The sequence below is a fragment of the Thioclava sp. NG1 genome (assembly GCF_003122275.1).
GTDB lineage: Bacteria > Pseudomonadota > Alphaproteobacteria > Rhodobacterales > Rhodobacteraceae > Thioclava > Thioclava nitratireducens.
Genome location: NZ_QFBB01000010.1, coordinates 37,945 through 60,453, shown reverse-complemented (window position 1 = coordinate 60,453; position 22,509 = coordinate 37,945). Strand labels below are relative to the sequence as shown.

Here is a 22,509-nt window from a genome sequence, read left to right as displayed (position 1 = left end):
AGATGGCTCGTATGTATCCAAGAGAAGTGCCACAACATGTTCTGGACAACCCAAAACTGTCTTCGGAAGTTCGCGTCTACGAACGAATGCGAGACAAACTGTCTGGAGACTACAACTGCTATTACTCGCGCTCTTGGCATGAAGCGGATCGAGACGGTGCCGAGTTCGACGGAGAAGCGGATTTCATCGTCGCGCACGCGAAATACGGGTTGCTGTTTCTCGAAGTAAAAGGCGGGCGGGTAAGCTGCCGCGAAAAAGACGGTCAGTGGCTCAGTGAAGACCGTGACGGGTTCAAGTTCCGGATAAAGAACCCAATATCTCAGGCACGCAGCAGCAAACACCACTTCCTGAGGCGTCTCAATACAAGCCGTGCTCTGAGCGGTCGTTTCATCAGAGCACGCCATGGCGCCATCCTTCCTGGCAGCGTTCGACCTCGTCGGGCCTTGGCGCCTGATGCGCCGCTCGAAATCATTGCGTTCGGTGACGACATGGAAACCCTCGACCGGTGGATCTCCCATCGGATGACTGAAGGCGACGACCAGCGAGAAAGTCCTTTGGGGTTGGATGGTCTCAGAGCGCTCGAAGAGCTGCTTTCTAGCCACTTCGAACTGAAGGCCCACATCGGCATCAGCCTAGCCGACGATGCTAGAACTATCGAGAGGCTGACCGCCGAGCAGTCATGGATCCTCGACTCGCTCGCAGACAATAAGGAAATGGCGATTTCGGGTGGCGCGGGCAGTGGCAAGACGGTGCTGGCCGTAGAAAAGGCCATAAGATCGGCCGCTGAAGGCCGTCGTACGCTTCTGACTTGCTACAACGCGCCGCTAGCTGCCCATCTTCGTGCGGTCACTCAGGGTAATGAATGCCTCGTGGTAGCCAGTTTCCATGCACTTTGCCGAGCCCTCGCGCAGAAGGCTGGGGTCGAATTACCCTCGCATGGCGCCCAATCGATGTTCGACCACCGTCTTCCCGACGCCCTTGTTGAGGCTGTCAGTAACGATCCCGATCTCGGGTTCGAAACTGTCGTCATTGATGAGGGACAGGATTTTCATGACTCTTGGTTGCACGCCCTACGCCTTAGCATCAAAGATCCGGAAAATGGCGGATTTTACGTGTTCTACGACGACAATCAGCGCCTGTTCTCTCCAGAAAATGGGTTCTTAGCGGCTCTTCCAGAATCGTCGATCGCTTTAACAAGGAATCTTAGAAACACGCGACGGATTCATGCCCTGATGGCAAAATGGTATCAGGGCCGACGAAGCATCCCTGCAGGGCCCGAGGGGGAGCCGGTTGGATCCATCGTATGTCGCAAAGGCGAAACAGTTCTAGCGCGCCTGAAAGAACGGATTGCACAGCTGCTAAGTTCTGGTCAGGTAATGCCGGGCCAGATTGCGGTGCTCTCAGGAACAGGTGACGCCTTAACTTCTCTTGGCGAAAAGATCGCCAGTAAGCCGACCTGCCGTGCCGATGATGTGAGGCCTGATCACATCGTCGTCGACACAGTGCGGCGCTTCAAGGGACTGTCGCGGCCATGCGTCTTTTTGATCGGGATCGAGGGGCTGACCGATCCCGAATTGGTCTATGTAGCAACAAGCCGCGCAAATATCTTACTGGAACTAGTTGGGAGAGCTGAAGATATCGCGCGCCTCAAGCAGGAGGTTGAAGCTGCTGGACCGTGAAGTCTGTTCCACACAAGTTAGGTTTGCCGATAGTCGAACAGGTTGTTATGCATCGGATCCATATCTTCCGCTGGAATCCCCCGCTGTTGGGAAACATTACCGTTGCACGCGGATTTGTCGCCGGTAATGGCATTCAAAACGATTTTTGCGATCTGGCGGGCCAGAAACGGCGGTACTGCGTTCCCTATTTGGACGTACTGCTGGGTCCGGTTTCCCATAAACAGGTAGTCGTCAGGAAAGGTCTGAAGGCGCGCAGCTTCGCGCACCGTCAGGCTGCGGCACTGCAGAGGATCCGGGTGAATGAAGTAATGACCGTCTTTCGAGATATGGCTCGTGACCGTAGTCGCTGCCGCATCGGCCAGCTGGACCCGAAATCGGTCATTGAACGCACCACTGTGCCAATTCCGATGATCCGGGCTCAGCACGAGCGGAAAATCAGCGGCTTTGGGGCTGAAACCGCGAACGGCCCCGAACACGGCGGCGAAGAGGTAGCGGCCAAGATCAGACGCCATATGAGCACGCGTCTCGTGCTGGGCGATTGCTCGAAGGTCCGGACGCTCGAGCCAGTTCAGCAGTTCATCGCTCGCCCCCCTGTAGCCCTCGGCTAGTCGAGTGTCTTTTCGACTGACCGGGCCTTCCGTCGCCATTCGCCTCGCAACGGATGAGAATGCTTCGTGGAGCGGTTCGCCATCCTTCGCGGGGTGAATACGCGCTAGGAGCTTCGCAGACTTGATAACCTCCTTCCGCCACTCAACTGCGCTATCCGCACTTCGACTGATGCCGCTCCGCAAGTGCGGCATTGTGCCAATCGCATCACTGACGGTCTTCGTCCGCTCAAAGACGGCAATGTTGGTGCCTGCCACTTTGGCAGCTAGATCAGATCTGATTCCGATAATGATTACCCGGTGACGCCGCTGCGGAACCCCAAACTCTTCGGCGCGCACGAGGAAGTCCGAAGGCCGCATCGCCTCCTGCAGGCTGGCCTTGCCGTTCTCGACCCGGATGGCCCGCAGTTCGTACTGATGGCCGTGGCTAATGCCGAGAGATGACAGATCTTCCATCAACATCTCAAACACGAGCCGGCTCTCGACCGTCGAGGACAGCATGCCCTTAACGTTCTCCATGACGAAAGCTGCGGGCCGGAGCCTGTCTAGTACCCTGATATACTCGCGAAACAGGTAATGCCGTTCATCCTCCTCCGGCACATAGCCAACCTTGCCTCTCGACCTGGCCCGGCCCACGAGGGAATAGGCCTGACACGGCGGGCCGCCGATCAGGATCGTGTCATCGTACTTCGACTTCAATTTCTCGATGGCGGCATCGATCGCTGTTGCTGCGGCCTCTGTTCCGAGCTCGAGGCCGCGGGCCTCCTCGGTGGCCAACCGCCATGCAGATGCATCGACTTCCGACCAATCTGGTTCGGGAACTTCCCCCGCGTGAAAATCGATGAACTGCTTCGGCAAGCTGCCATGTTGCGCTCGGTACTCGCGCAGGAACGCGCGCAGCGTCAGAGTGCGCTGTGCCGAAGCCTCCTTTTCGACCGAAATTCCGATCCTGAACGGCGTGTGGCTCTCCTCGACTAGGGATGCAAATCCCTCACCAAGTCCGCCGGGGCCAGCAAACAAATCAACGATGCCGAAAGTCGAACGCAATTCAGGCTCCTGACGAACTTCATTCAGTCGGTGTATACTAGGTTCGAGCGCGAAAACCAGGACACATGTGACAGATATCGTGGATCAGCGGACCCGCTCCCGAATGATGTCGGGGATCAGGGGAAAGGACACGAAGCCCGAGCTTGTGCTTAGGCGGGCGTTACACGCACGCGGTTTCCGATTCCGGCTCCATTCGAAGAGGGTCCACGGGCGACCGGATCTCGTTCTACCGAGGTATCGCGCTGTCGTCTTCGTGCATGGCTGCTTCTGGCATCGTCACGAGGGGTGCCGCTACACCACCACCCCATCGACCCGACAAGACTTCTGGCAGACGAAGTTCAAAGCAAATGTCGCTCGGGACGAAGCAGTTCTTGGTAAGCTTCTGGAAGACGGGTGGCGTGTTGCTGTGGTATGGGAGTGCGCTCTTCGGAAGACGGATCAGGTAAATGCGGCCACCGACCTCCTGTCAGCGTGGCTGCGGTCGGACGAGCCTCAATCCCAAATCGGGGAGCAGGAAGCGCGTCGTTCCTGACCAAGGTTTAGGGGCTCACCCGTATGCCCGCGCCTAGAACTATCGGCTGCACTCAATGACGGGTGGACACGTCCCGAGGCTGGCGATCACTGAAGTCTCTGGCGCCAACAATCGAAGCGGGTGTTGATCGTGATCCCGATTCCGTAGAGCGCAACGGCGAGGAGCACCCAGTGCAGCTTTTAGAGATATGGGACCAGCGGCATCGCGATGTCGAAGGCGGCACTAGAGTACTGCTCCCGATCGGCCAATTCCCTGATTGTCAGCAGTCTCGTTATATTTGCATAATCAGGCGCATGAAGAACCCGGAGCAGTCAATCGAACGATCTTACTCGATGATGATTGCCAGCTACTGGCTGGCGAGGTGCGGCGTCCGTAATGAAGGCAAGGCTGCGTCACCTCCAGCGTCTCTCGGCGTAAATACTTGGAAAGAAGCATACGACAGCTTCTTCGACGCAATGGGTGACGGCCGTGCACATATCCGGTTCCGAAATAGTATGAAGAACGCGCGAGATACCTTTGACACCTTGTTCGACAATGGGCGGGTCGGGTGGGTTGATCGCAACGGGCAACAGCCTTCGTTGAGCACGAGTTTTAAGCGTATCCATGAAGAGTGGAAGGATCGATCCGATCAGGAACTCGAAAGGTTCATCTTGGGGCTACGCGCCGGACTCTCAGCAGCAATAGAAGGGGACGCCCGCAGCCCGAAAGCTCGAACGGAGGGAGGCGAAAAGGTCTATGCCTCACTGCGACGCGAACGTGATCCGAGGCTTAGAGAGGACGCACTCGCAATACATGGACTCGACTGCATGGTTTGCGGGTTCAACTTCGGCCACGTGTATGGGGCTATTGGTGAGGGCTTCATCGAAGTCCACCATATCGTTCCGGTTGCCGAAGCGGGTAAAACGGTAACCGACCCGGCGAAGGATCTCGTGGTACTTTGTTCGAACTGCCATCGCATGGTGCATCGGCAGCGCAACCTTTGCCTATCACTGGACGAGCTGAAAGCACATCTGGTGAATCGCGGCCCACATTCCTGAACGTTTTTCGAAGCCAGCCCCAATTTCCGAACCATGGAGGCCCGGCTTGCAGATAAAATTGCCCAGCAAAAATAAAGAGCAGGTTGCAACCCTACGTAAGAACATTCACGCCGCGCCGCACGCGCGGCTCTCTTCAATGTCATGGATATGAGTCCTCAGCCTGAGGATGGCACCCTAACTCGCCACCAATACAACCCCAAAACGGCGAGTCTAAGAGAACGTGACTGAATTAGTATCTGCTTCAACCTACCGATATGATAAGCAGCCTAGCGCTCGCATCTTCGCCCCCTCCAATGAGGGTTAGGTTACAGATTGAGCAACGCAACTATGTTCGCGGGAGAGACGTTGGAAAATCTATATTTGTATGTGGCCCTAGTGCTGGGCGTCGTTTGGTTCCTGATACATTTCATCTGGACTTTTCGGTTTTTCAGGTGGCTGTTCAATTGGAGGTATGACTCTCCCTTTGCTGTTTTCATCTCTCGCCTTACATGGGGCGCCGCCTGGGTAATCATCCCCGTTATGCTTTTGACTTCCTCTGGGGGATAAACCCACCCACTCGATCAGTGCGACACAAACGCTACTGGATCACCCACAAAATTAGCCAGTTCAAAGTAAATATAGCTGGCGTAACAGCGCTTCTTTGGCAAAGTCTCTTCGAAGACATTTACAAGATCGTCGAGCGATGTGCTTTCGTTCGCCACAGGAGTTTGAGACCATCGCCTTTGACCTGAACGAACTTGAAGCACGCATCCAATTATTGGATTGGCGCGATGACGAGCTGATAGCGATCACCAACCAGCTTGAAGATGCGTTTCCATCTCTCGTCTCTTCGATCGAAAGCCACATCGCCAAGATGTCCGCAATTCGAGTAACCCGGGCCCAACTGCGCGCGAAAACGCTTGCCAAAGAGCTTATAGAGCCTTGGGCAGAAGAGCAGTGTCGGGAAGCGCTAGCTCGTGCTGAAGAGAGCATATCGACGCTGGTTGGCGAGCTAGATTTAAAAACCGATCTCGGAGATCACTTTCACGCCGCACTGCCTGCCCTCCTCGGCGTGGGAACTTTGACCGCCTCGGTCGCCAGCCTGCCTGCGGTCGTGTCTTTCGCAACCGTCACTACGTCGACATTGGTATTCTTTTCGACATCGGCCGTCAGTGTGCCCCTTCTTCTGGCGGGCGGCGTCGCTCTCACAGGCCTATCTCTCGCCGGCATGAAGGGAGTTGATTATGCTCTCGACAAATCCCGAGCTCGGCTTGCGCTGCGCATCATCAACCTAGCAAACACCGCCGTTTTCGGGGCTGGCCTGCCGGCCAACTCTCCGTCCCTCATTACGAAGCTTCAGGCTTTCGTGTTGAGAGCTGGCGCCAACAAACTCGAGGAGACCTCCTGATGCCATTGCTCTATGACGTTCCCGCTCACCTCGTAAGCTTGGTCAATTCTCAACAAGCTTCAGTCGTCGGGGCCATCATCAAGGACACGGCAACCGGGCAAGTCCTCGGCCATGTTCAGCAGACTTCCGCGCTACAGCAACTAATACAAAGCGCGATTGGCTCAGCCGGTTCCAGCGGGTTCTCACCGCTCAGCGTAGTTTCGGTAGTCCAAAACGAACAGTTGAAGCGCGGCATTGCTGATCTGCAGAACAGCATGGTGCTCATGCAGAACCTTCAATACGGCACGTTGGCACTTTCCGGGCTTGGCCTAGGCGTCTCCATAGCCGGGTTTGCGGCCACCATTGCGAAGCTGAACGCGATTGAGAAGCGCTTGGACACCCTGTCCGAAGAGGTCGCTCTCGTTACAACTGAGCGTCGCGAGGACGACCTGAAGGCGACCTTTGCTGACGTAGGCGCGGACCTTCAAAATGTTGACACGCTGATTGATCGGCGAGATCCCAAGCGCGTTGCAGAACAACTCCAGCTCTCCCTCGCCCGCTCTGCGAGACGGATCGAAGTCCACTTCATGCGCGACGCCGACATAGGGAAACTCGAGTCCATGCCGATGGCGCAGCTCGATCGCATGTGGACGCTCGCTGCCGCAATCCGGCTTTGCCAAGAGGCAGCTATTCAAGCTCTCTTTGCGGCCGACGAACTAGAAGTTGCGCAGAAGCTCGGGCGCTCAGAGCTAGAGCGACAGATGGCGCTATCGGAGCAGCTCAACCCGGACGCTTATAGTCGTCTGATTAGCCGGAGCGCGGGCGAGAATGAGGATATGAGAGCACTTCGCCGCGAAGCTCTGTCGCAAGCACGTCTTCTTACAGATGGGGTCAAGGGAGGCGTGCTCGGCCTTGCCAGCCAGATCGGCATCGCGGAAACGCTTCATCATGAAGGGATCAGCGGGATCGAGTATTTGCGGGCGGCAAGCGAAGCTGACGAAGCGCCGCTGCTTTACCTGACCCCATAGGTGCCGGTGGCCCGAGCGATTTTGATACCGTTAGGTCACTACCGTTGTCCAAAATGCAAGTCGAACGACTTGGTGTGTGTTGACATATGTTGACCTCTGAAAAAGTTGCAAGCCCGCCCAAGACTCAAGCAAATCAAGGCCAAACACACTCGAAACACGGCGAAACTCTAGCGATTTTTCTTTGGGGGGCCTTATGGCGGGTAGCTATCAGAAGCCTCAAATAAATTCATTTATTTCAATTCCATGTGGCGGAGGAGGTGGGATTCGAACCCACGGTAGGCTTTCACCTACGTCGGTTTTCAAGACCGGTGCATTAAACCACTCTGCCACTCCTCCGACGGGTCTCGCTTAGACCGCTTCACGCGATTCTGAAAGTCTCGCGCGCCGATTTCCGCGCGTGGGCGTTGGGGCCGCTTTTCACGGGCTCTGCAAATCGCTAGGATCGCGCGCAAGGCATGGCGCAAGCGGTGCATACGCGCAGGCAAGAGGCGGGCGAACCGCGCGAGAAGGGGCACAGGATGAGTGAGCAGACGGGAATGACGCGCAAGCGTGTAACGGGCTTTGCCCTTATGCTGGGCGCGGGGATCGCGCTGGCGGGCTGTCAGGAGAGCGGCGGCTCCCCGTTCGGGCTTTTCAAGAAGAAGCCGACCGATGAGACCGCGGCGCCCGGTGCGGCCGAGGCCGTCACCGAGAACGGCCAGAAGATGATCGAGCGAGATGTCGAAGCGCCGCAGGTCTTCTCGGTCGACGAGAAGGGCCTGTGGGACGGGCGTCCCTCGCTCGGCGGAGTCTGGGTCGCGCATCCGAACGTGAAGGATCCCGAGCGGGTGATCATCCGCAACCCGTCGAACGGCAAATTCGTGATCGGGGCCCTGTTCAAGCGCGAAAACGACAATCCGGGACCGAAACTGCAGGTCAGTTCCGACGCGGCCAATGCGCTGGGACTTCTGGCGGGCGCGCCGACCGAGCTGTCCGTGGTGGCGCTGCGCCGAGAGACGGTTCCGGTCAAGCAAGACAACCCCGCGCCGCTCGTCGACAAGCCGGTGATCGCGGCCCCCGAGGCGGTGGAACAGAAGTCGCTCGACGAGGTAACCTCGACTGCCGCGGCCGGGATCGCCAAGGCGCAGGGCACGCCGAAGCCCACGGCCAAGCCGGTCAAACCCGCGATCGGCGCGCCGCCTGCCCCGGCACCCGCCCCGGCAGCACCGGTGGCCGCAGCGGCTCCACAACCCAGCACGCCGAAGATGAGCACTGGCGCTGGTTATATCCAGATAGGTATCTTTTCCGCCGAGGCGAATGCGAAACGCGCCCAGAGCCAGATGGCGAAGGCCGGCGTGATCGCCGAGATCGTAAAGGAACAAAGCCATTCCAAGACCTTCTGGCGCGTGATCGCGGGCCCTGCGCCCACGAAATCCGACCTCGACGCGCTCAAGACCAAAATTCACGGGCTGGGCTACCCCGACGCCTATCCCGTCTCGAAATAGGACTACGCAGAAGATATGACCTTCATTCGCCTGATCGCCGCCACACTTGCAGCCTGCCTGTTCGCCCTGCCCGCCGCCGCTTTCGACACCAAGGCTCATGCCGCTTGGGTCTATGACCTCTCGACCAAGACCGTCTTGATGGCGAAGAACGCGGATATCCCGCTGCCGCCGGCCTCGATGTCGAAACTGATGACGCTCGATCTGCTGTTCGAGGCGCTGGAAGACGGTCGGGTGACGATGGACACGACCTTCCCGGTGTCCGAGCATGCGCAATCGATGGGCGGCTCGACGATGTTCCTCAACACGACCGATCGCCCCACCGTGCGCGACCTGATCCAGGGCATCATCATCAATTCGGGCAACGACGCCTGCGTCGTGGTGGCCGAGGGGCTGGCGGGCTCGGAGTCCTCCTTCGCCGATCTGATGACCAAGCGCGCGCATGAACTGGGCATGAAGAACTCGATGTTCGCCAACTCGAATGGCTGGCCCGACCCTGGTCAGCGCATGTCGGTCCACGATCTCGGGATCGTCGCAAGCCGGATCATCACCCATTTCCCGCAATATTATCACTTCTTCAGCGAGACCCATTTCAACTACAAGGATCGCGCCCCGGCCAATGCCGAGAACCGCAATCCGCTTCTGGACATCCGCGCCGCCGACTGGAAGGCCGACGGCATGAAGACCGGTCACACGCAGGAAGCGGGCTACGGCCTCGTGGGCTCCGCCGTGATGGGCGAGCGTCGCATCGTCTTCGTCCTCGCGGGCATGGATTCCGAACAGGCGCGTCGCTCGGAAGGCGAAGCGGTCGCGAACTGGGCCTTCCGTCAGTTCGTGATGAAGGATGTTGCCAAAGCGGGCACCAAGCTCGCAGAAGCGCCGGTGTGGCTGGGCGGGAAGTCGACCGTCGGTCTCGCGCCGAAAACCGATCTGTCGCTGCTGATCCCCGCCGGCGCGAAGGACAAGGTCAGCGCCGAGGCCGTGTTCAAAGGCCCGCTGCAGGCGCCGATCAAGCAGGGTCAGGAGGTCGGCAAGCTGGTGATCACCGTGCCCGGCCTCGACAATGCCAACGAAATCCCGCTAGTCGCCACCGAGGACGTCAAGAAGGGCGGCTTCGTCGTGCGCGTGAAAGCGGCTCTGGCGCGGCTCTCGGGCAAGGCGTTCGAAGCGGCGATGGAACGGGTGAACAGCTAAACGCGCATGTTCATCAGCTTCGAGGGGATCGACGGATCGGGTAAATCCACACAGGCGCGGATGCTGGCCGAAACCCTGCGGGCTGCGGGGCGCGAAGTCGTTCTGACCCGCGAACCCGGTGGCTCCCCGGGGGCCGAGGAAATCCGTCGGCTGGTTCTCGAAGGCGATCCCGACCGCTGGTCGGCCGAGACCGAGATCCTTCTGTTCACTGCCGCGCGCCGCGACCATCTGGAGCGCGTGATCGAACCGGCACTGACCGCCGGAAAGGTCGTGATCTGCGACCGCTTCGCAGATTCGACCCGGATGTATCAGGGCCTCTCGCGCGGGGATCTGCGCGCGGTCGTCGATCAGCTGCACGCCCTGATGATCGGGCGCGAGCCGGACCTGACCGTGCTGATCGACATCGACCCCGCCACCGGCCTCGCCCGCGCCAAGGGGCGCCAGGGCACCGAAGAACGTTTCGAGGATTTCGGCGTCGGCTTGCAGGAAAAGATGCGCGCGGGGTTCCTGTCTCTGGCCGAGGAATTCGCGGACCGCTTCCGAGTGATCGACGGTGCGCGAGAGGCGGATGAAATTGCCGCCGATGTGCTGAGCGCCGTGCAGGCGGAACTGCAAAACTAGGAGCCGAGGGGGTGCGACCCGGGGCTGCTCGCCCCGCGCGATAGCCGAGCCCCGAGCCTTACGCGAAAACCCCGCTGGAAACCGCCCGCGCGCGCATTTAGAGTGCCGCCATGAGCCTCGCCGATCTCCCCGATCCGACCCTTGCGCCCGGTGCGCGACACCCGCGCGACACGCTGCGTCTGGTGGGTCAGGCGCGGGCCGAAGAGGACTTCCTCGACGCGTACAACATGGGACGGCTGCATCACGGCTGGCTGCTGACCGGACCGCGCGGCGTGGGCAAGGCGACGCTGGCATGGCGGATCACCCGCTTTCTGATGACCCAACCCGAAGAGGATGGGCCGGGCCTCTTCGGCGAACCGGAACGCCCCACCAGCCTCGAGCCCGATCCGAACCACCCGGCGCTCAGTCGTATCCACGCCGGATCGGAGCCCGGTATCTTTGTGCTCAAACGCGGGCCCAACGCCACCGAATCCGCGCTGTCGCAGGACATCCGTGTCGACGAGGTGCGCAAGCTGCGCTCCTTCCTGCATCTGTCTGCCGCCGAGGGCGGGCGACGCGTGGTGATCGTCGATGCTGCCGACGAGATGAACACGCAGGCCGCTAACGCGCTCCTGAAACTACTCGAAGAGCCGCCGCCGCGGGTGACATTCCTGTTGATCGCGCATCAGCCGGCGCGGCTGCTGCCAACGATCCGCTCCCGCTGTCGCGAATTGCGACTGGGCACGCTCTCGGCCGAGCAGATGGAAGCCGCGATTGCCGCCGCCGAGGAAGATGGCGAGCCGCCGGACCTCGACCACCACGCGCTGGCCGCGCTCTCGGGCGGCTCCGTCGGCGCCGCGATCCGGCTGATCAATCAGGACGGCATGACGACCTACGCCAAGCTCGTCGACCTGATGGGCACCCTTCCCCGGCTCGACCGTCTGGGCGCGCTGGCGCTGGCCGAAAGCTGCGTGGGCAAGGCGAACGAGAACCGCTTCATCCTCGTGCTCAACCTGATCGACCTCTTTCTCTCGCGTGCCGCGCGCGCGGGCGTGATGGGACCGCCCCACCCCGAGGCCGCCCCCGGCGAGGCACAGCTTCTCGCACGATTGTCGCCCGACGATCAGGCAGCGATGAAATGGGCCGCCCTTCATCAGAGCATGGGCGCACGCGCCGCCCACGGCCGGGCGGTCAACCTTGACCCTGCCGCGCTCGTGATGGATATCGTCTTGGAGATCACAGCCGCCGCCTCCTGATGCGGCGCGAAAGGAGCCGATTTTGACCCTCCCGCCCGAGATCACAGACAGCCATTGCCATCTCGATTTCTCCGATTTCAACGGTGAGCGCGATGACATCATCGCCCGCGCGAACGCCGCCGGCGTGACCCGGATGGTGACGATCTGCACCAAGCTGAAGAACGAGCCCTCCGTGCGCTCCATCGCCGAGGCGCATAAGGGCGTCTTCTACGCTGCGGGCACCCACCCGATGAGCGTGGCCGAAGAACCGATGGCAACCGTGAACGAGTTGGTGGCGCTTGCGAAGCACCCGAAATTCGTGGGTATCGGCGAGACCGGGCTCGACTATCACTACACCGCCGAGAGTGCCGAGGTGCAGAAAACCTCCCTGCGCCTGCATATCGAAGCCGCGCAGGAAACCGGCCTGCCGCTGATCATCCATTCGCGCGACGCCGATGAGGACATGGAAGCGATCCTGACCGAGGGGATGAAGGCCAAGCCCTATTCCTGTGTCATGCATTGCTATTCGTCGGGGCCGCGCCTCGCGCAGGTCTCTGTCGATCTGGGCTTCTATCTCTCGATGTCCGGCATCGCGACTTTCCCGAAAAGCCAGGAAGTGCGCGACATCTTCGCCGCCGCGCCGCTCGACCGGATCCTCGTGGAAACCGATAGCCCCTATCTCGCGCCGCCGCCCTATCGCGGCAAGCGCAACGAGCCCGCCTATACCGCCCACACCGCCAAGGTCGGCGCCGATGTATTCGGCCTGCCGCTGGAGGAATTCGCCGCCGCGACGCAGGCCAATTTCGACCGTTTGTTCTGGAAAGCCGCCGAACATGGCGAACGCGGGAGCGTCGCCGCATGAGCCGGATGCGCTTCACGATCCTCGGCTGTGGCTCCTCGGGGGGCGTGCCGCGCCTTGGCAACAACTGGGGCGAGTGCGACCCGGCGAACCCGAAGAACCACCGGCTGCGCTGTTCGATGCTGGTGGAGCGTGTGTCGCAATCGGGCACGACGCGGGTTCTGATCGACACTACGCCCGACATGCGCCAGCAGCTTCTGACCGCGGGCGTGGGCGAGCTGGACGCGGTGGTCTACACCCATAGCCATGCCGATCACGTCCACGGGCTCGACGATCTGCGCCAGATCGTCTTCAACATGCGCACCCGCCTGCCCGTCTGGGCCGATTCCGACACCGAGACCGCGCTTCTGGACCGCTTCGCCTATGCCTTCGTTCAGCCCTCGGACAGCAATTACAAACCGATCTGCGAGTTGAAATCGATCCATCGCGAGCGGCCTTTCCAGGTCACCGGCGCGGGCGGCTCGATCGAATTTCAGCCCTTCCGGGTCGAGCATGGCAATATCGACGCGCTCGGCTTCCGGATCGGCGGGCTGGCCTATCTGCCCGACGTCTCGGACATCCCCGAAGAGGCGTGGAAACATCTCGACGGTCTGGATTGCTGGGTGCTCGACGCGCTGCGCCGCAAGCCGCATCCGACGCACGCCCATCTGGCCCGCGCGCTGGAATGGATCGAACGCGCCCAACCCGCAAGCGCGGTGCTCACCAACATGCATATCGACCTCGACCACGATGCGGTCGCCAACGAGACGCCCGATCACATCCGCCCTGCCCATGACGGAATGGTTCTGGATTTCGGTCTCTAATGAGCGTCCTGATCAACGTCATCCTGCCGGTCTTCCTCGTGATCGGCTTCGGCTATGTCGTGGCCTTGCGCGGGCTGTTTTCCGAGGGCGCGGTCGACGGGCTGATGCGTTTCGCGCAGAATTTCGCGGTGCCCGTGCTGCTGGCGCGCTCGATCGCGAATCTGGACCTGACGCAGAGCTATAACTGGGCGATGATGGCCGCCTTCTACGCGGGGGCGCTGATCTCTTTCGCGATCGGCATCACCGGCGCGCGCGCGATGGGCCGCAACGGCCCCGAAAGCGTCGCCATCGGCTTCGCCTGCCTGTTCTCGAATTCTCTGCTGCTGGGCGTCCCGATCACCGAGCGCGCCTATGGTACCGATGCGCTGTCGGGCAACTTCGCGATCATCTCGGTCCATTCGCCCTTCCTCTACACGATCGGCATCCTCGCCATGGAGATGGTGCGGTCGTCCGGCACCGGCACGTCGCTCGGGCGCGTCGGCCTCAACGCGCTGATCGGGGTGATCCGGACGCCGCTGGTGATCGGCATCCTGACGGGCTTCGTGATCAAGATACTCACCACATTGACCGGTCAGCCCCTGCCCCATCCTCTGATGGAGGCGATGAACATGATGGCCCGCGCAGCCCTGCCAGCGGCCTTGTTCGGGCTGGGCGGCGTGCTCTATCGCTACCGCCCAGAAGGCGACGCGAAAGCCATCGCGATGATCACCGGCCTGTCGCTGGGTCTGCATCCGGCGATCACCTACGGCCTTGCGCATTTCGGCTTCGGCGTCGACACCGCGTCGCTTCGCTCGGCCACGCTGACAGCGGCGATGGCACCCGGTGTGAACGCCTATCTCTTCGCGAATATCTACGGGGTAGCGCGCAGAGTCGCGGCCTCGGCCGTGCTGATCGCGACGGCATTGTCGATCCTGACGATCTGGGGCTGGCTCGCGATCCTGCCGTGAGATTTAGGGCGACGCAATACAGGGGCTCTGCCCCTCTGGCCTACGGCCATTCACCCCGGGATATTTTCGCCAAGAAGAAGCGGCAATCAGGCCTTGCGGACGCGGATCACGACGTCGACGCGGGTAATCTCGGCGCCTTCCGGGGCTTGCGGGATCGAGGCGAGTTTCAGTTCCTCGGCCGGCGCATCCGACAGGCGATTATCGTCTTCCCAGAAGAAATGCGGGTGATCGTCCATGCGCGTATCGAAATAGCTGCGTGCGCCATCGACAGTGATCTCATGCATCAGCCCGGCATCGCAAAACGCCTTGAGCGTGTTGTAGACGGTCGCGAGCGAGACCTTTTCGCCAGCGTCGCACGCGGCCGCGTAGAGGCTTTCGGCGGTGACGTGACGATTTTCCCCATCGCCCACGAGCAATGTGGCCAGCGCCAGTCGCTGACGGGTGGGACGCAGCCCGCCGCGGGTCAGCCATTCCTGTCCGCGGCGCTGTTCGGTCGAATTCGTCACAGCCATGTCATGTCTCCTCGCTCCCTATATGAGACTTTTCCACTCAGGTTTCAATGCAACCGCGCGAGCGCGGGCCCGAGCGCGCGACCGACGACCGTCGCCCTTGCGCCGCGCGGCCACGCGGTGATAGAGGGATGCAAAAGCACGCCAAAACCGGGAAGGAGCGCCGATGGCTGGGTTTCCGACGAGCTTCGGGAAAGAAGATCTTCTGAAATGTGCAAGCGGGGAGCTGTTCGGCCCCGGCAATGCGCAGCTACCGGCGCCGCCGATGCTGATGATGGATCGCATCACCGATATCTCGGGCGATGGCGGCAAGCACGGCAAGGGTCACGTTGTCGCCGAGTTCGACATCACCCCGGACCTGTGGTTCTTCGAATGCCATTTCCCCGGCAATCCGATCATGCCCGGTTGTCTCGGTCTCGATGGCCTGTGGCAGCTGACCGGCTTCAACCTGGGGTGGCGTGGCTGGCAGGGTCGCGGCTATGCTCTGGGCGTGGGCGAGGTCAAGCTCACCGGCATGGTCCGCCCGGATCGTAAAATGCTGACCTACAAGGTCGATTTCACCAAGGCCGTTCAGACGCGTCGCTTGACCATGGGTGTCGCCGACGGGATCGTCGAGGCCGACGGTGACGTGATCTACGAGGTCAAGGACATGAAGGTCGCGCTCTCCGAGAGCTGACCCCCATAGACAGACAAGACAGGAGGCCCGCATGCGCCGCGTCGTCATCACCGGTTTGGGCATCGTCTCGCCCATCGGCAACAATGCCGAAGAAGTCACCGCCAGCCTGAAGGCCGGCAAATCCGGCATCGTATTCGCCGAGGATTATGCCGAGCGCGGCTTCCGCAGCCAGGTCAAAGGCCAGCCGAAGATTACGCTCGAGGACCATATCGACAAGCGCAACCTGCGCTTCATGGGTCCGGGCGCGGCCTACAACTTCATCGCGATGGAGCAGGCTCTGGCCGATAGCGGCCTGGAAGAGAGCGACATCTCGAATCCGCGCAGCGGCCTGATCATGGGCTCGGGCGGTCCGTCGACCTCGAACTTCTTCGAGGCGCATCGCATCGTCATGGAGAAGGGCTCGCCCAAGCGGATGGGGCCGTTCATGGTGACCCGCTGCATGAGTTCGACGAACTCGGCCTGTCTGGCCACGCCGTTCAAGATCAAGGGCGTGAACTACTCGATCACCTCGGCCTGCTCGACCTCGGCGCATTGCATCGGCAACGGCACCGAGCTGATCCAGATGGGCAAGCAGGACATCGTCTTCGCCGGCGGCGGCGAGGAGTTGGACTGGACGCTGAGCTGTCTGTTCGACGCGATGGGTGCGATGTCGTCGAAATATAACGACACGCCCGAGCTGGCCTCGCGCGCCTTCGACGCGACCCGTGACGGCTTCGTCATCGCAGGCGGCGGCGGCGTCGTCGTGCTTGAAGAACTCGAGCACGCCAAGGCACGCGGCGCGAAGATCTACGCGGAAGTCACCGGCTACGGAGCGACTTCGGACGGCCACGACATGGTGGCCCCCTCGGGCGAAGGCGGCGAGCGCTCGATGAAGCTCGCGGTCGGCACCCTGCCCGAAGGCCGCAAGATTTCCTATATCAACGCGCATGGCACCTCGACGCCCGCAGGCGACGTGACCGAGGTGCAGGCCGTGCGCCGCGTCTTCGGCGAGGAAAACGTGCCGAAGATTTCTTCGACCAAATCGCTCACCGGGCACTCGCTCGGCGCGACCGGCGTGCATGAGGCGATCTATTCGCTGCTGATGATGGAAAACAACTTCATCGCGGCCTCGGCCAACATCACCGAACTCGACCCGGCGATCAAAGCCGCAGAGATCGCGATGGAGCGGATCGACAATGTCGAGTTCGACTCGGTCCTGTCGAACAGCTTCGGTTTCGGCGGCACCAACGCGTCGCTCGTGATGAGCAAATATTTGGACTAACGAATTTATAACGGCGGCAGGGACGGGAATGGCGGAACTGATGAAGGGTAAGCGCGGCCTCGTGATGGGGGTCGCCAACGAGCGTTCGATCGCTTGGGGGATCGCGAAGGCACTGGCCGAGCAAGGCGCGGAACTCGCGTTCTCCTACCAAGGGGAGGCTTTCGGCAAACGGGTCGAACCGCTGGCCGAGAGCGTGGGCTCGAAATTCCTGCTGGATGTGGACGTGAATGACGACGCCTCGATGGACGCCGCCTTCGCCAAGCTGAAAGAGGAATGGGGCTCGATCGATTTCGTCGTCCACGCCATCGCCTATTCCGACAAGTCCGAACTCGCGGGACGGTTCATCAACACCACCCGCGAGAACTTCAAGAACTCGCTGACGATCTCCTGTTACAGCTTCATCGACGTGGCCAAGCGTGCCTCGGAACTGATGAACGAGGGCGGCTCGATGATCACGCTGACCTATATGGGCTCGCAGCGCGTGACGCCCTATTACAACGTGATGGGCGTGGCGAAGGCGGCGCTGGAATCGGCGGTGCGCTATCTGGCAGCCGATCTGGGCCCCGACGGCATCCGCGTGAACGCGATCTCGCCCGGCCCGATGAAGACGCTGGCCGGGGCCGCAATCGGCGGCGCGCGCAAGACCTTCCGCCATACCGAGCACAATTCGCCCCTGCGCCACAACGCGACTCTGGAAGCGATCGGCGGTACGGCGGTCTATCTGCTCTCGGATTATGGTGCCTGCACCTCCGGGGAGATCATCTCGGTCGATAGCGGCTATCACGTCATGGGCATGCCCGCGGCAGAGAACCTGTAAGCTCAGCCAATCGCAAGCAGGGCGCGCGCCGGCCCGTGGGGTGGCGCGGCTCACACTCTGTGCGGCAGCGCTTTATCCAAGCCACATACCTTGAACATGGCTGCGTTTCGCGCGGTTGGCCAACGCGCCAGCCCGCGGGGACGGGCCGGCGCGCGCCCTGCGGCTTCGCCGCGTTCCGGGCGCAGTCTCGTGTTTGAAGCGGACCTCCCTCCCTTCCCCCATCCCCTGCCCCGCGCTAGGCTGCCCCGAACACGCAGGGAGGCGCGCATGGCACTCGATTTCTCCATCGGCATCATCGGCTCAGGGATGCTCGGCGCAGCGATCGCCGACGCGCTTTGGCGCGCGGAACCCAGGTCGCTTCTGATGGCCAATCGCTCCGGCACCGTGCCTGGCATTGACGGCTTCCCACCCCAGAACGTGCTGACCGACCCGCAGGCACTGGCAGAGGCTTGCGACGTGGCGATCCTCTGCGTGCCGCCCGCCGCCGCCCGAGACCTCAGGATCGATGCGAAAGACAAGCTGGTGATCTCCGTCATGGCGGGCGTGCCTTTGGCCGACCTCACCCGCATCAGCGCCAGCCCCCGCGTGATCCGCGCCATGTCGAGCCCCGCCGCCGCAAAGGGCCTCGCCTATCGCCGTGGTTCGCGAGCGACGCCGTGACCGAGGAAGACCGCATCCGCGCCCGCGCCCTCTTCCAGGCCTGCGGGCAGACGGACGAACTGCACGACGAGGCACAGATCGACTTCTTTACCGCGATGACCGGCCCGGTGCCGGGATTCGTCGCCGCCTGCGCGGCTGCGATGGCGCGTCATGCCGAAGATCAGGGTGTCCCGCCCGAGATCGCAGACCGCGCGGTGCGCCAGCTATTTCTCTCGGCCGGAGAGATAATGGCCGAGGGTCCGCCCCCTCAGGCCCATGTGCAGGAGATGATCGACTACGCGGGCACGACCGCCAAGGGCCTCACCACGCTGCGCGACAATGGCTTTGCCGAGCGTCTCGCCGAAGGGCTCGTCGCCGCGACGCAAGCCTCGCGCGACATCTACTGACCCTTGCACCCGACCCCACCGACGCTAGGGTGAAGCTCGGGAGGAAATATCATGTCCATTCAGCTTTGCGTCTTCGACGCCTACGGCACGCTCTTCGACGTCGACGCCGCCGCGCGCAATCTGGCCGCCGAGGAACCGCGCCTGACCGAGATCTGGCCGCGCCTCGCCGCCGATTGGCGTCGCAAACAGCTCGAATATAGCTGGCTGCGGGAGGTGATGGGCGATTACGTCGATTTCTGGCAGCTGACCCGCGACGGGCTCGATTGGGCGATGGCGGCGCAGGATCTCGACGATCCCGATCTGGCCGAGCGGCTGATGGCACTTTACCGCGAATTGCCCGCTTTCCCGGAAGTGCCCGAGATGCTCGATGCGCTGCACCATCGCGGTGTCGGGCGTGCGATCCTGTCGAATGGCGCGCCAGACATGCTGGGGGCTGCGGTTCATGCGGCGGGCGTGGGGCATCTGCTCGACGAGGTGCTCTCGATCCACGAGATCGGCCATTACAAACCGCGCGCCGCCGTCTACGACATGATCGCGCAGAAAATGGGCGTCGAACCGGAGAAGACCTGTTTCATCTCGTCGAATGGCTGGGACGCGGCGGGGGCGGCGAAGGCGGGCTTCCGGGTGCTGTGGGTCAACCGCGCAAACGCTCCGGTCGAACGGCTGCCCTATAAACCCGCGGCGATCCTGACCGACCTGCGCGCGGTGCCCGACCACCTTTGAGCCGCGCTCACTCCTCCATCTCGCGCAGCGCGCGCCGCAGGCGCATCGTCTGCGCCTGAAACCCTTCGGCATCCGTGTATTCCACGAAATCGCGGTAGCGCAGATGCGGCCCCTTCACCCGGTGCGCGTGCTTGATCGGGCACCAGTACTGCTCGGTCCGGCCGGCGATCTCGCGCACATAGCTCAGAAGCCCGTTGCAATAGCCGCAATAGACGCAGTTCAGCTTCTGCAGCGCGTTGAGATAGGCCAGATGCTGACGGTCGACCACGATATGATCGGAGCGCTTCACCTTGGCGATACGGTAGATCGGAAAACAGATTGCCTGATAGAGGCTCACGAAAAGATCGAGCAGCACGAAGGGCACGATTAGCGAATAGATCACCGGAGCCGTCAAAATGACCATCGGGCGCGCGTAGGACAGAAAGCGCAACAGGCCCACACGCGCCTGCCGGTGCGCATCGCGCACGCCCGCCTCGAACACCACCCGGTTATGATCGAGCCGAAACGCCATAGCCTCGCGGCGACGGTCCCATTCCGCTTCGATCTCGTCTTCGAGCGCGCTCAGTCTTTCGTGTAATCTTTCCAGCGTGTCAGCCATGGCGATCTCCCTCTGACGCACTATGATCGCGGACAGGTCAGCAATCCAGAGAGGAGCGGCGTAATGGATTTCTTTACCGCGGATGATGGTGCGAAGATCGCGTATCGCGACAGCGGCAGCGGCGTGCCGATCCTGGCTTTGTCCGGTCTGACGCGGAACACCCGAGATTTCGACTATGTCGCCCCGCATCTGAAGGACGTGCGGCTGATCTGCATGGATTATCGCGGCCGCGGCGAGAGCGACTGGACCGGACAGGAAACCTACACCGTGCCGCGCGAAGCGGCGGATGCGCTCCAGCTTCTCGATCATCTCGGGATCGAGAAGGCGGCGATCCTCGGCACTTCGCGCGGTGGGCTCGTAGGCATGTATCTCGCGCTGACCGCGAAAGAGCGGATGACCGGGCTTGCGCTGAACGACGTGGGCCCCGTTCTCGACGAGACGGGACTGAACAAGATCTTCGACTATATCGGGCGCAACCCGGCGGCGAAGAGCTACGCGGAAATGGCCGAGAAGCTGCCCGAGGCGATGACCGGCTTCGCCGACGTCCCACCCAACCGCTGGGCGATGGAGGTCCGTCACCATTACGTCGAGACCGAGACGGGGCTGAAGATCAATTACGACCCCGCCCTGCGCGAGGCTTTCCTCGGCGCCTTCAAGGGCGGCGTGGAGCCCGCCTGGCCGCTCTTCGAGGCGACCGAGGGGCTGCCGCTCGTCCTGATCCACGGCGCGAATTCCGATCTGCTGAGCGACGCCACCGTCGAAGAGATGCAGCGCCGCCGCCCGGACATGATCTATGCCCGCGTCGCCGACCGCGCCCATATCCCCTTCCTCGACGAGCCCGAGGCGCTGGCCGCGCTGGAAGCGTGGATCGAGCGGATCAAAGGGTGAGCGAGGCCCGCGTCACCCTCATCGCCAGCGCGATCACGCTGATCACGGGCGCGCTTTGGGGGCTTTACTGGCTGCCGGTGCGCGCGCTGGACGGCCATGGTCTGGGGGGCGCCTGGGGCACGGTCGCGATCACCGTGGTCGCCTGCGCGGCAATGGCGCCGGTCGCATGGGCCAAACGCGCCGAGCTTACCACTGCGACGCCCGCAGCGCTGGCCTCGGTCGCGCTCGGCGGTGCGGCCTTCGCGCTCTATTCGATCGGTTTCCTCTATGGCCGCGTCGCGCTGGTGATCCTGCTGTGGTTTCTCACCCCGGTCTGGTCGGTACTGATCGGCCGGTTCGTGATGGGCTGGCCGGTCTCGCGGCTGCGGATGGCTGCGATCGTCGTGGGCCTCTCCGGGCTCGGTCTGATGCTGGGCGCGGGCGGCGGCCTGCCCCTGCCGAGCAGCCTCGGCGAATGGATGACCCTCGTCGGCGGCGTGATCTGGTCGGTCGCGACCACCGGGATGCGCACCAGATCGACACTCTCGCCCGGCCCGGCCACCTTCACCTTCGCGGCTGGCGCGGCCCTCACCGCGCTCTGCCTCGCGCCGTTCCTCGCGCCCCTTCCCGCGAGCGGGGTCGATTGGGCCGCCGCACTCGGGCTGACCATCTCTGCCGGGGTGTTCTGGTGGGGCGCTGCGACGGCAGCTCTGATGTGGGCCACCGTCCGGCTCGAACCGGCGCGGATCGGAATCTTGCTGATGAGCGAGGTCCTGGTCGGCGCGGTCTCCGCCGCGCTGATCGCAGGAGAGCTGCTCTCCGCTATGGAGATCGCGGGCGGCGCGCTCGTACTCGCAGCCGGTCTGCTGGAAGTCTGGCCCGCCCGCCCCGCGCAACGCCCCGCCTGACCTACACTTCCCATCCGTAAACAAAAAAGGCGCCCGGAAGGGCGCCTTTTCTATCAGATCGCTGCGAGGATCAGTCCTTCGCGCGCTCCACATAGGTGGTGTCTTCGGTGTTGATCACGATGCGCGTACCGACGCCGATATGCGGCGGCACCATCACGCGGATCCCGCCGGTGCAGATCGAGGGCTTGTAGCTCGACGAGGCGGTCTGACCCTTCACGACCGGCTCGGTCTCTTCGACCTCGACAGTGACTTTCTGCGGCAGGTCGATCGCGATCGCGTTTTCCTGGAAGGTCTTGAGATGAACGCGGATCCCGTCGCGCAAAAATACCTTCGCATCGCCGATCACGTCTTCCTGAACCGCGAGCTGCTCGTAGGTCTCGGGGTCCATGAAGTGGTAGCCTTCGCCATCCTCATAGAGGAAATCGTATTCACGCTCTTCGACATGGGCGCGCTCGACCTGCTCGGTCGTGCGCCAACGCTCCGACACCTTGGTGCCGTCCGAGATGCGGCGCATGTCGACCTGCGTCACGGGCGTGCCCTTGCCGGGATGGATGTTCTGCGCGGTGATCACGACGTAAAGCTTGTCGTCGATTTCTAGCACGTTGCCCTTGCGGACAGAGGAAGCGATGACTTTCGCCATGAAAGGACCCCTTTGAATTCGGATAAAACAGGCTCTGGCGCCCGGATTGCA

General features: G+C 62.1%; 24 protein-coding genes and 1 tRNA gene. 20 read left to right on the top strand and 5 right to left on the bottom strand.

Annotated features, from left to right (window positions below):
• The first annotated feature begins 2 nt into the window (after positions 1 to 2).
• On the top strand, positions 3 to 1,679 hold the full coding sequence (locus tag DEM26_RS16570; protein ID WP_109172866.1) for an NERD domain-containing protein: 1,677 nt from the start codon (positions 3 to 5) through the stop codon (positions 1,677 to 1,679).
• A 17-nt stretch (positions 1,680 to 1,696) separates the two neighbouring features.
• Here the strand turns inward: DEM26_RS16570 and DEM26_RS16565 are convergent, their stop codons facing one another.
• Positions 1,697 to 3,331: a DNA cytosine methyltransferase gene (locus DEM26_RS16565; protein ID WP_109172865.1), complete on the bottom strand. Its 1,635-nt coding sequence runs from the start codon at positions 3,329 to 3,331 to the stop codon at positions 1,697 to 1,699.
• A 103-nt stretch (positions 3,332 to 3,434) separates the two neighbouring features.
• Here DEM26_RS16565 and DEM26_RS16560 point away from each other — a divergent pair, with 103 nt between their 5' ends.
• The 4 genes from DEM26_RS16560 (at position 3,435) to DEM26_RS16540 (ending at position 7,294) form a co-directional block, all read left to right on the top strand.
• A complete protein-coding gene (locus DEM26_RS16560; protein ID WP_441351183.1) occupies positions 3,435 to 3,863 on the top strand; it encodes a very short patch repair endonuclease in 429 nt (142 codons plus the stop codon).
• A 170-nt stretch (positions 3,864 to 4,033) separates the two neighbouring features.
• Positions 4,034 to 4,900 (top strand): HNH endonuclease, encoded by an 867-nt coding sequence (locus DEM26_RS16555; RefSeq protein ID WP_109172863.1) that lies wholly within the window; start codon positions 4,034 to 4,036, stop codon positions 4,898 to 4,900.
• Positions 4,901 to 5,582: 682 nt separating this feature from the next.
• Positions 5,583 to 6,287: a hypothetical protein gene (locus DEM26_RS16545; RefSeq protein ID WP_109172861.1), complete on the top strand. Its 705-nt coding sequence runs from the start codon at positions 5,583 to 5,585 to the stop codon at positions 6,285 to 6,287.
• Positions 6,287 to 7,294: a hypothetical protein gene (locus DEM26_RS16540; RefSeq protein ID WP_109172860.1), complete on the top strand. Its 1,008-nt coding sequence runs from the start codon at positions 6,287 to 6,289 to the stop codon at positions 7,292 to 7,294. Before DEM26_RS16545 ends, DEM26_RS16540 begins: the two co-directional genes overlap by 1 nt.
• Before the next feature lie 246 nt (positions 7,295 to 7,540).
• Here the strand turns inward: DEM26_RS16540 and DEM26_RS16535 are convergent.
• Positions 7,541 to 7,630 (bottom strand) — tRNA-Ser (locus DEM26_RS16535).
• Between the two features lie 182 nt (positions 7,631 to 7,812).
• Here DEM26_RS16535 and DEM26_RS16530 point away from each other — a divergent pair.
• The 7 genes from DEM26_RS16530 to DEM26_RS16500 all read left to right on the top strand — a co-directional run bounded on the left by DEM26_RS16530 (position 7,813) and on the right by DEM26_RS16500 (position 14,413).
• Positions 7,813 to 8,778 carry an SPOR domain-containing protein gene (locus DEM26_RS16530; RefSeq protein WP_233243154.1) on the top strand — a complete coding sequence of 322 codons (966 nt, stop codon included), beginning with the start codon at positions 7,813 to 7,815 and terminating at the stop codon, positions 8,776 to 8,778.
• Between the two features lie 15 nt (positions 8,779 to 8,793).
• Entirely contained in the window at positions 8,794 to 9,969 is a 1,176-nt protein-coding gene (locus tag DEM26_RS16525) for a D-alanyl-D-alanine carboxypeptidase family protein (RefSeq protein ID WP_077701284.1), read from the top strand.
• A 6-nt stretch (positions 9,970 to 9,975) separates the two neighbouring features.
• Positions 9,976 to 10,590 (top strand): dTMP kinase, encoded by a 615-nt coding sequence (gene tmk / locus DEM26_RS16520; RefSeq protein ID WP_109172859.1) that lies wholly within the window; start codon positions 9,976 to 9,978, stop codon positions 10,588 to 10,590.
• A 110-nt stretch (positions 10,591 to 10,700) separates the two neighbouring features.
• Complete coding sequence (locus tag DEM26_RS16515; protein ID WP_109172858.1) at positions 10,701 to 11,825, top strand: DNA polymerase III subunit delta'; 1,125 nt, start codon at positions 10,701 to 10,703, stop codon at positions 11,823 to 11,825.
• A gap of 22 nt (positions 11,826 to 11,847) precedes the next feature.
• Positions 11,848 to 12,666, top strand: coding sequence for a TatD family hydrolase (locus tag DEM26_RS16510; RefSeq protein WP_166504629.1), 819 nt, complete (start codon positions 11,848 to 11,850; stop codon positions 12,664 to 12,666).
• A complete protein-coding gene (locus DEM26_RS16505; RefSeq protein WP_075776911.1) occupies positions 12,663 to 13,466 on the top strand; it encodes an MBL fold metallo-hydrolase in 804 nt (267 codons plus the stop codon). The genes DEM26_RS16510 and DEM26_RS16505 overlap by 4 nt, the downstream gene beginning before the upstream one ends.
• Positions 13,466 to 14,413, top strand: a complete 948-nt coding sequence (locus DEM26_RS16500) for an AEC family transporter (protein ID WP_109172857.1) — start codon at positions 13,466 to 13,468, stop codon at positions 14,411 to 14,413. Before DEM26_RS16505 ends, DEM26_RS16500 begins: the two co-directional genes overlap by 1 nt.
• Positions 14,414 to 14,499: 86 nt before the next feature.
• Here the strand turns inward: DEM26_RS16500 and irrA are convergent, their stop codons facing one another.
• Positions 14,500 to 14,925: an iron response transcriptional regulator IrrA gene (irrA, locus tag DEM26_RS16495; protein ID WP_075776913.1), complete on the bottom strand. Its 426-nt coding sequence runs from the start codon at positions 14,923 to 14,925 to the stop codon at positions 14,500 to 14,502.
• A gap of 163 nt (positions 14,926 to 15,088) precedes the next feature.
• Between irrA and fabA the strand changes: the two genes are divergently transcribed.
• The 6 genes from fabA to DEM26_RS16470 all read left to right on the top strand — a co-directional run bounded on the left by fabA (position 15,089) and on the right by DEM26_RS16470 (position 19,445).
• Positions 15,089 to 15,598 carry a bifunctional 3-hydroxydecanoyl-ACP dehydratase/trans-2-decenoyl-ACP isomerase gene (gene fabA / locus DEM26_RS16490; protein ID WP_109172856.1) on the top strand — a complete coding sequence of 170 codons (510 nt, stop codon included), beginning with the start codon at positions 15,089 to 15,091 and terminating at the stop codon, positions 15,596 to 15,598.
• Between the two features lie 31 nt (positions 15,599 to 15,629).
• Entirely contained in the window at positions 15,630 to 16,859 is a 1,230-nt protein-coding gene (fabB, locus tag DEM26_RS16485; protein WP_109172855.1) for a beta-ketoacyl-ACP synthase I, read from the top strand.
• 28 nt (positions 16,860 to 16,887) lie between these two features.
• Positions 16,888 to 17,676, top strand: a complete 789-nt coding sequence (locus DEM26_RS16480) for an enoyl-ACP reductase FabI (RefSeq protein WP_075776916.1) — start codon at positions 16,888 to 16,890, stop codon at positions 17,674 to 17,676.
• Positions 17,677 to 17,943: 267 nt separating this feature from the next.
• The gene (locus DEM26_RS20720) at positions 17,944 to 18,336 is read left to right on the top strand and encodes a pyrroline-5-carboxylate reductase family protein (protein WP_233243152.1); all 393 of its coding nucleotides are present in this window, start codon (positions 17,944 to 17,946) and stop codon (positions 18,334 to 18,336) included.
• Entirely contained in the window at positions 18,333 to 18,722 is a 390-nt protein-coding gene (locus DEM26_RS20715) for a pyrroline-5-carboxylate reductase family protein (RefSeq protein WP_233243151.1), read from the top strand. The genes DEM26_RS20720 and DEM26_RS20715 overlap by 4 nt, the downstream gene beginning before the upstream one ends.
• A gap of 51 nt (positions 18,723 to 18,773) precedes the next feature.
• Positions 18,774 to 19,445: a haloacid dehalogenase type II gene (locus tag DEM26_RS16470; RefSeq protein WP_088722514.1), complete on the top strand. Its 672-nt coding sequence runs from the start codon at positions 18,774 to 18,776 to the stop codon at positions 19,443 to 19,445.
• Between the two features lie 7 nt (positions 19,446 to 19,452).
• On the opposite strand, the gene DEM26_RS16465 is transcribed toward DEM26_RS16470, so the two are convergent.
• The gene (locus DEM26_RS16465) at positions 19,453 to 20,043 is read right to left on the bottom strand and encodes a hypothetical protein (RefSeq protein WP_075776919.1); all 591 of its coding nucleotides are present in this window, start codon (positions 20,041 to 20,043) and stop codon (positions 19,453 to 19,455) included.
• Positions 20,044 to 20,106: 63 nt separating this feature from the next.
• Between DEM26_RS16465 and DEM26_RS16460 the strand changes: the two genes are divergently transcribed.
• Together DEM26_RS16460 and DEM26_RS16455 are read left to right on the top strand one after the other, a co-directional pair.
• On the top strand, positions 20,107 to 20,931 hold the full coding sequence (locus DEM26_RS16460) for an alpha/beta fold hydrolase (protein WP_075776920.1): 825 nt from the start codon (positions 20,107 to 20,109) through the stop codon (positions 20,929 to 20,931).
• Positions 20,928 to 21,818 carry a DMT family transporter gene (locus DEM26_RS16455; protein ID WP_109172854.1) on the top strand — a complete coding sequence of 297 codons (891 nt, stop codon included), beginning with the start codon at positions 20,928 to 20,930 and terminating at the stop codon, positions 21,816 to 21,818. Before DEM26_RS16460 ends, DEM26_RS16455 begins: the two co-directional genes overlap by 4 nt.
• A gap of 70 nt (positions 21,819 to 21,888) precedes the next feature.
• On the opposite strand, the gene efp is transcribed toward DEM26_RS16455, so the two are convergent.
• The gene (gene efp, locus DEM26_RS16450) at positions 21,889 to 22,458 is read right to left on the bottom strand and encodes an elongation factor P (RefSeq protein ID WP_075776922.1); all 570 of its coding nucleotides are present in this window, start codon (positions 22,456 to 22,458) and stop codon (positions 21,889 to 21,891) included.
• Positions 22,459 to 22,509 lie beyond the last annotated feature (51 nt).

What these genes read in the sequence shown, in the direction of transcription:
- DEM26_RS16570 (WP_109172866.1), top strand. Translation starts at nt 3, where the DNA reads ATGGCTCGTATGTATCCAAGAGAAGTGCCACAACATGTTCTGGACAAC.
- DEM26_RS16560 (WP_441351183.1), top strand. Translation starts at nt 3,435, where the DNA reads ATGATGTCGGGGATCAGGGGAAAGGACACGAAGCCCGAGCTTGTGCTT.
- DEM26_RS16545 (WP_109172861.1), top strand. Translation starts at nt 5,583, where the DNA reads ATGTGCTTTCGTTCGCCACAGGAGTTTGAGACCATCGCCTTTGACCTG.
- DEM26_RS16540 (WP_109172860.1), top strand. Translation starts at nt 6,287, where the DNA reads ATGCCATTGCTCTATGACGTTCCCGCTCACCTCGTAAGCTTGGTCAAT.
- DEM26_RS16530 (WP_233243154.1), top strand. Translation starts at nt 7,813, where the DNA reads ATGAGTGAGCAGACGGGAATGACGCGCAAGCGTGTAACGGGCTTTGCC.
- DEM26_RS16525 (WP_077701284.1), top strand. Translation starts at nt 8,794, where the DNA reads ATGACCTTCATTCGCCTGATCGCCGCCACACTTGCAGCCTGCCTGTTC.
- tmk (WP_109172859.1), top strand. Translation starts at nt 9,976, where the DNA reads ATGTTCATCAGCTTCGAGGGGATCGACGGATCGGGTAAATCCACACAG.
- DEM26_RS16515 (WP_109172858.1), top strand. Translation starts at nt 10,701, where the DNA reads ATGAGCCTCGCCGATCTCCCCGATCCGACCCTTGCGCCCGGTGCGCGA.
- DEM26_RS16505 (WP_075776911.1), top strand. Translation starts at nt 12,663, where the DNA reads ATGAGCCGGATGCGCTTCACGATCCTCGGCTGTGGCTCCTCGGGGGGC.
- DEM26_RS16500 (WP_109172857.1), top strand. Translation starts at nt 13,466, where the DNA reads ATGAGCGTCCTGATCAACGTCATCCTGCCGGTCTTCCTCGTGATCGGC.
- irrA (WP_075776913.1), bottom strand. Translation starts at nt 14,925, where the DNA reads ATGGCTGTGACGAATTCGACCGAACAGCGCCGCGGACAGGAATGGCTG.
- fabA (WP_109172856.1), top strand. Translation starts at nt 15,089, where the DNA reads ATGGCTGGGTTTCCGACGAGCTTCGGGAAAGAAGATCTTCTGAAATGT.
- fabB (WP_109172855.1), top strand. Translation starts at nt 15,630, where the DNA reads ATGCGCCGCGTCGTCATCACCGGTTTGGGCATCGTCTCGCCCATCGGC.
- DEM26_RS16480 (WP_075776916.1), top strand. Translation starts at nt 16,888, where the DNA reads ATGGCGGAACTGATGAAGGGTAAGCGCGGCCTCGTGATGGGGGTCGCC.
- DEM26_RS20720 (WP_233243152.1), top strand. Translation starts at nt 17,944, where the DNA reads ATGGCACTCGATTTCTCCATCGGCATCATCGGCTCAGGGATGCTCGGC.
- DEM26_RS16470 (WP_088722514.1), top strand. Translation starts at nt 18,774, where the DNA reads ATGTCCATTCAGCTTTGCGTCTTCGACGCCTACGGCACGCTCTTCGAC.
- DEM26_RS16465 (WP_075776919.1), bottom strand. Translation starts at nt 20,043, where the DNA reads ATGGCTGACACGCTGGAAAGATTACACGAAAGACTGAGCGCGCTCGAA.
- DEM26_RS16460 (WP_075776920.1), top strand. Translation starts at nt 20,107, where the DNA reads ATGGATTTCTTTACCGCGGATGATGGTGCGAAGATCGCGTATCGCGAC.
- efp (WP_075776922.1), bottom strand. Translation starts at nt 22,458, where the DNA reads ATGGCGAAAGTCATCGCTTCCTCTGTCCGCAAGGGCAACGTGCTAGAA.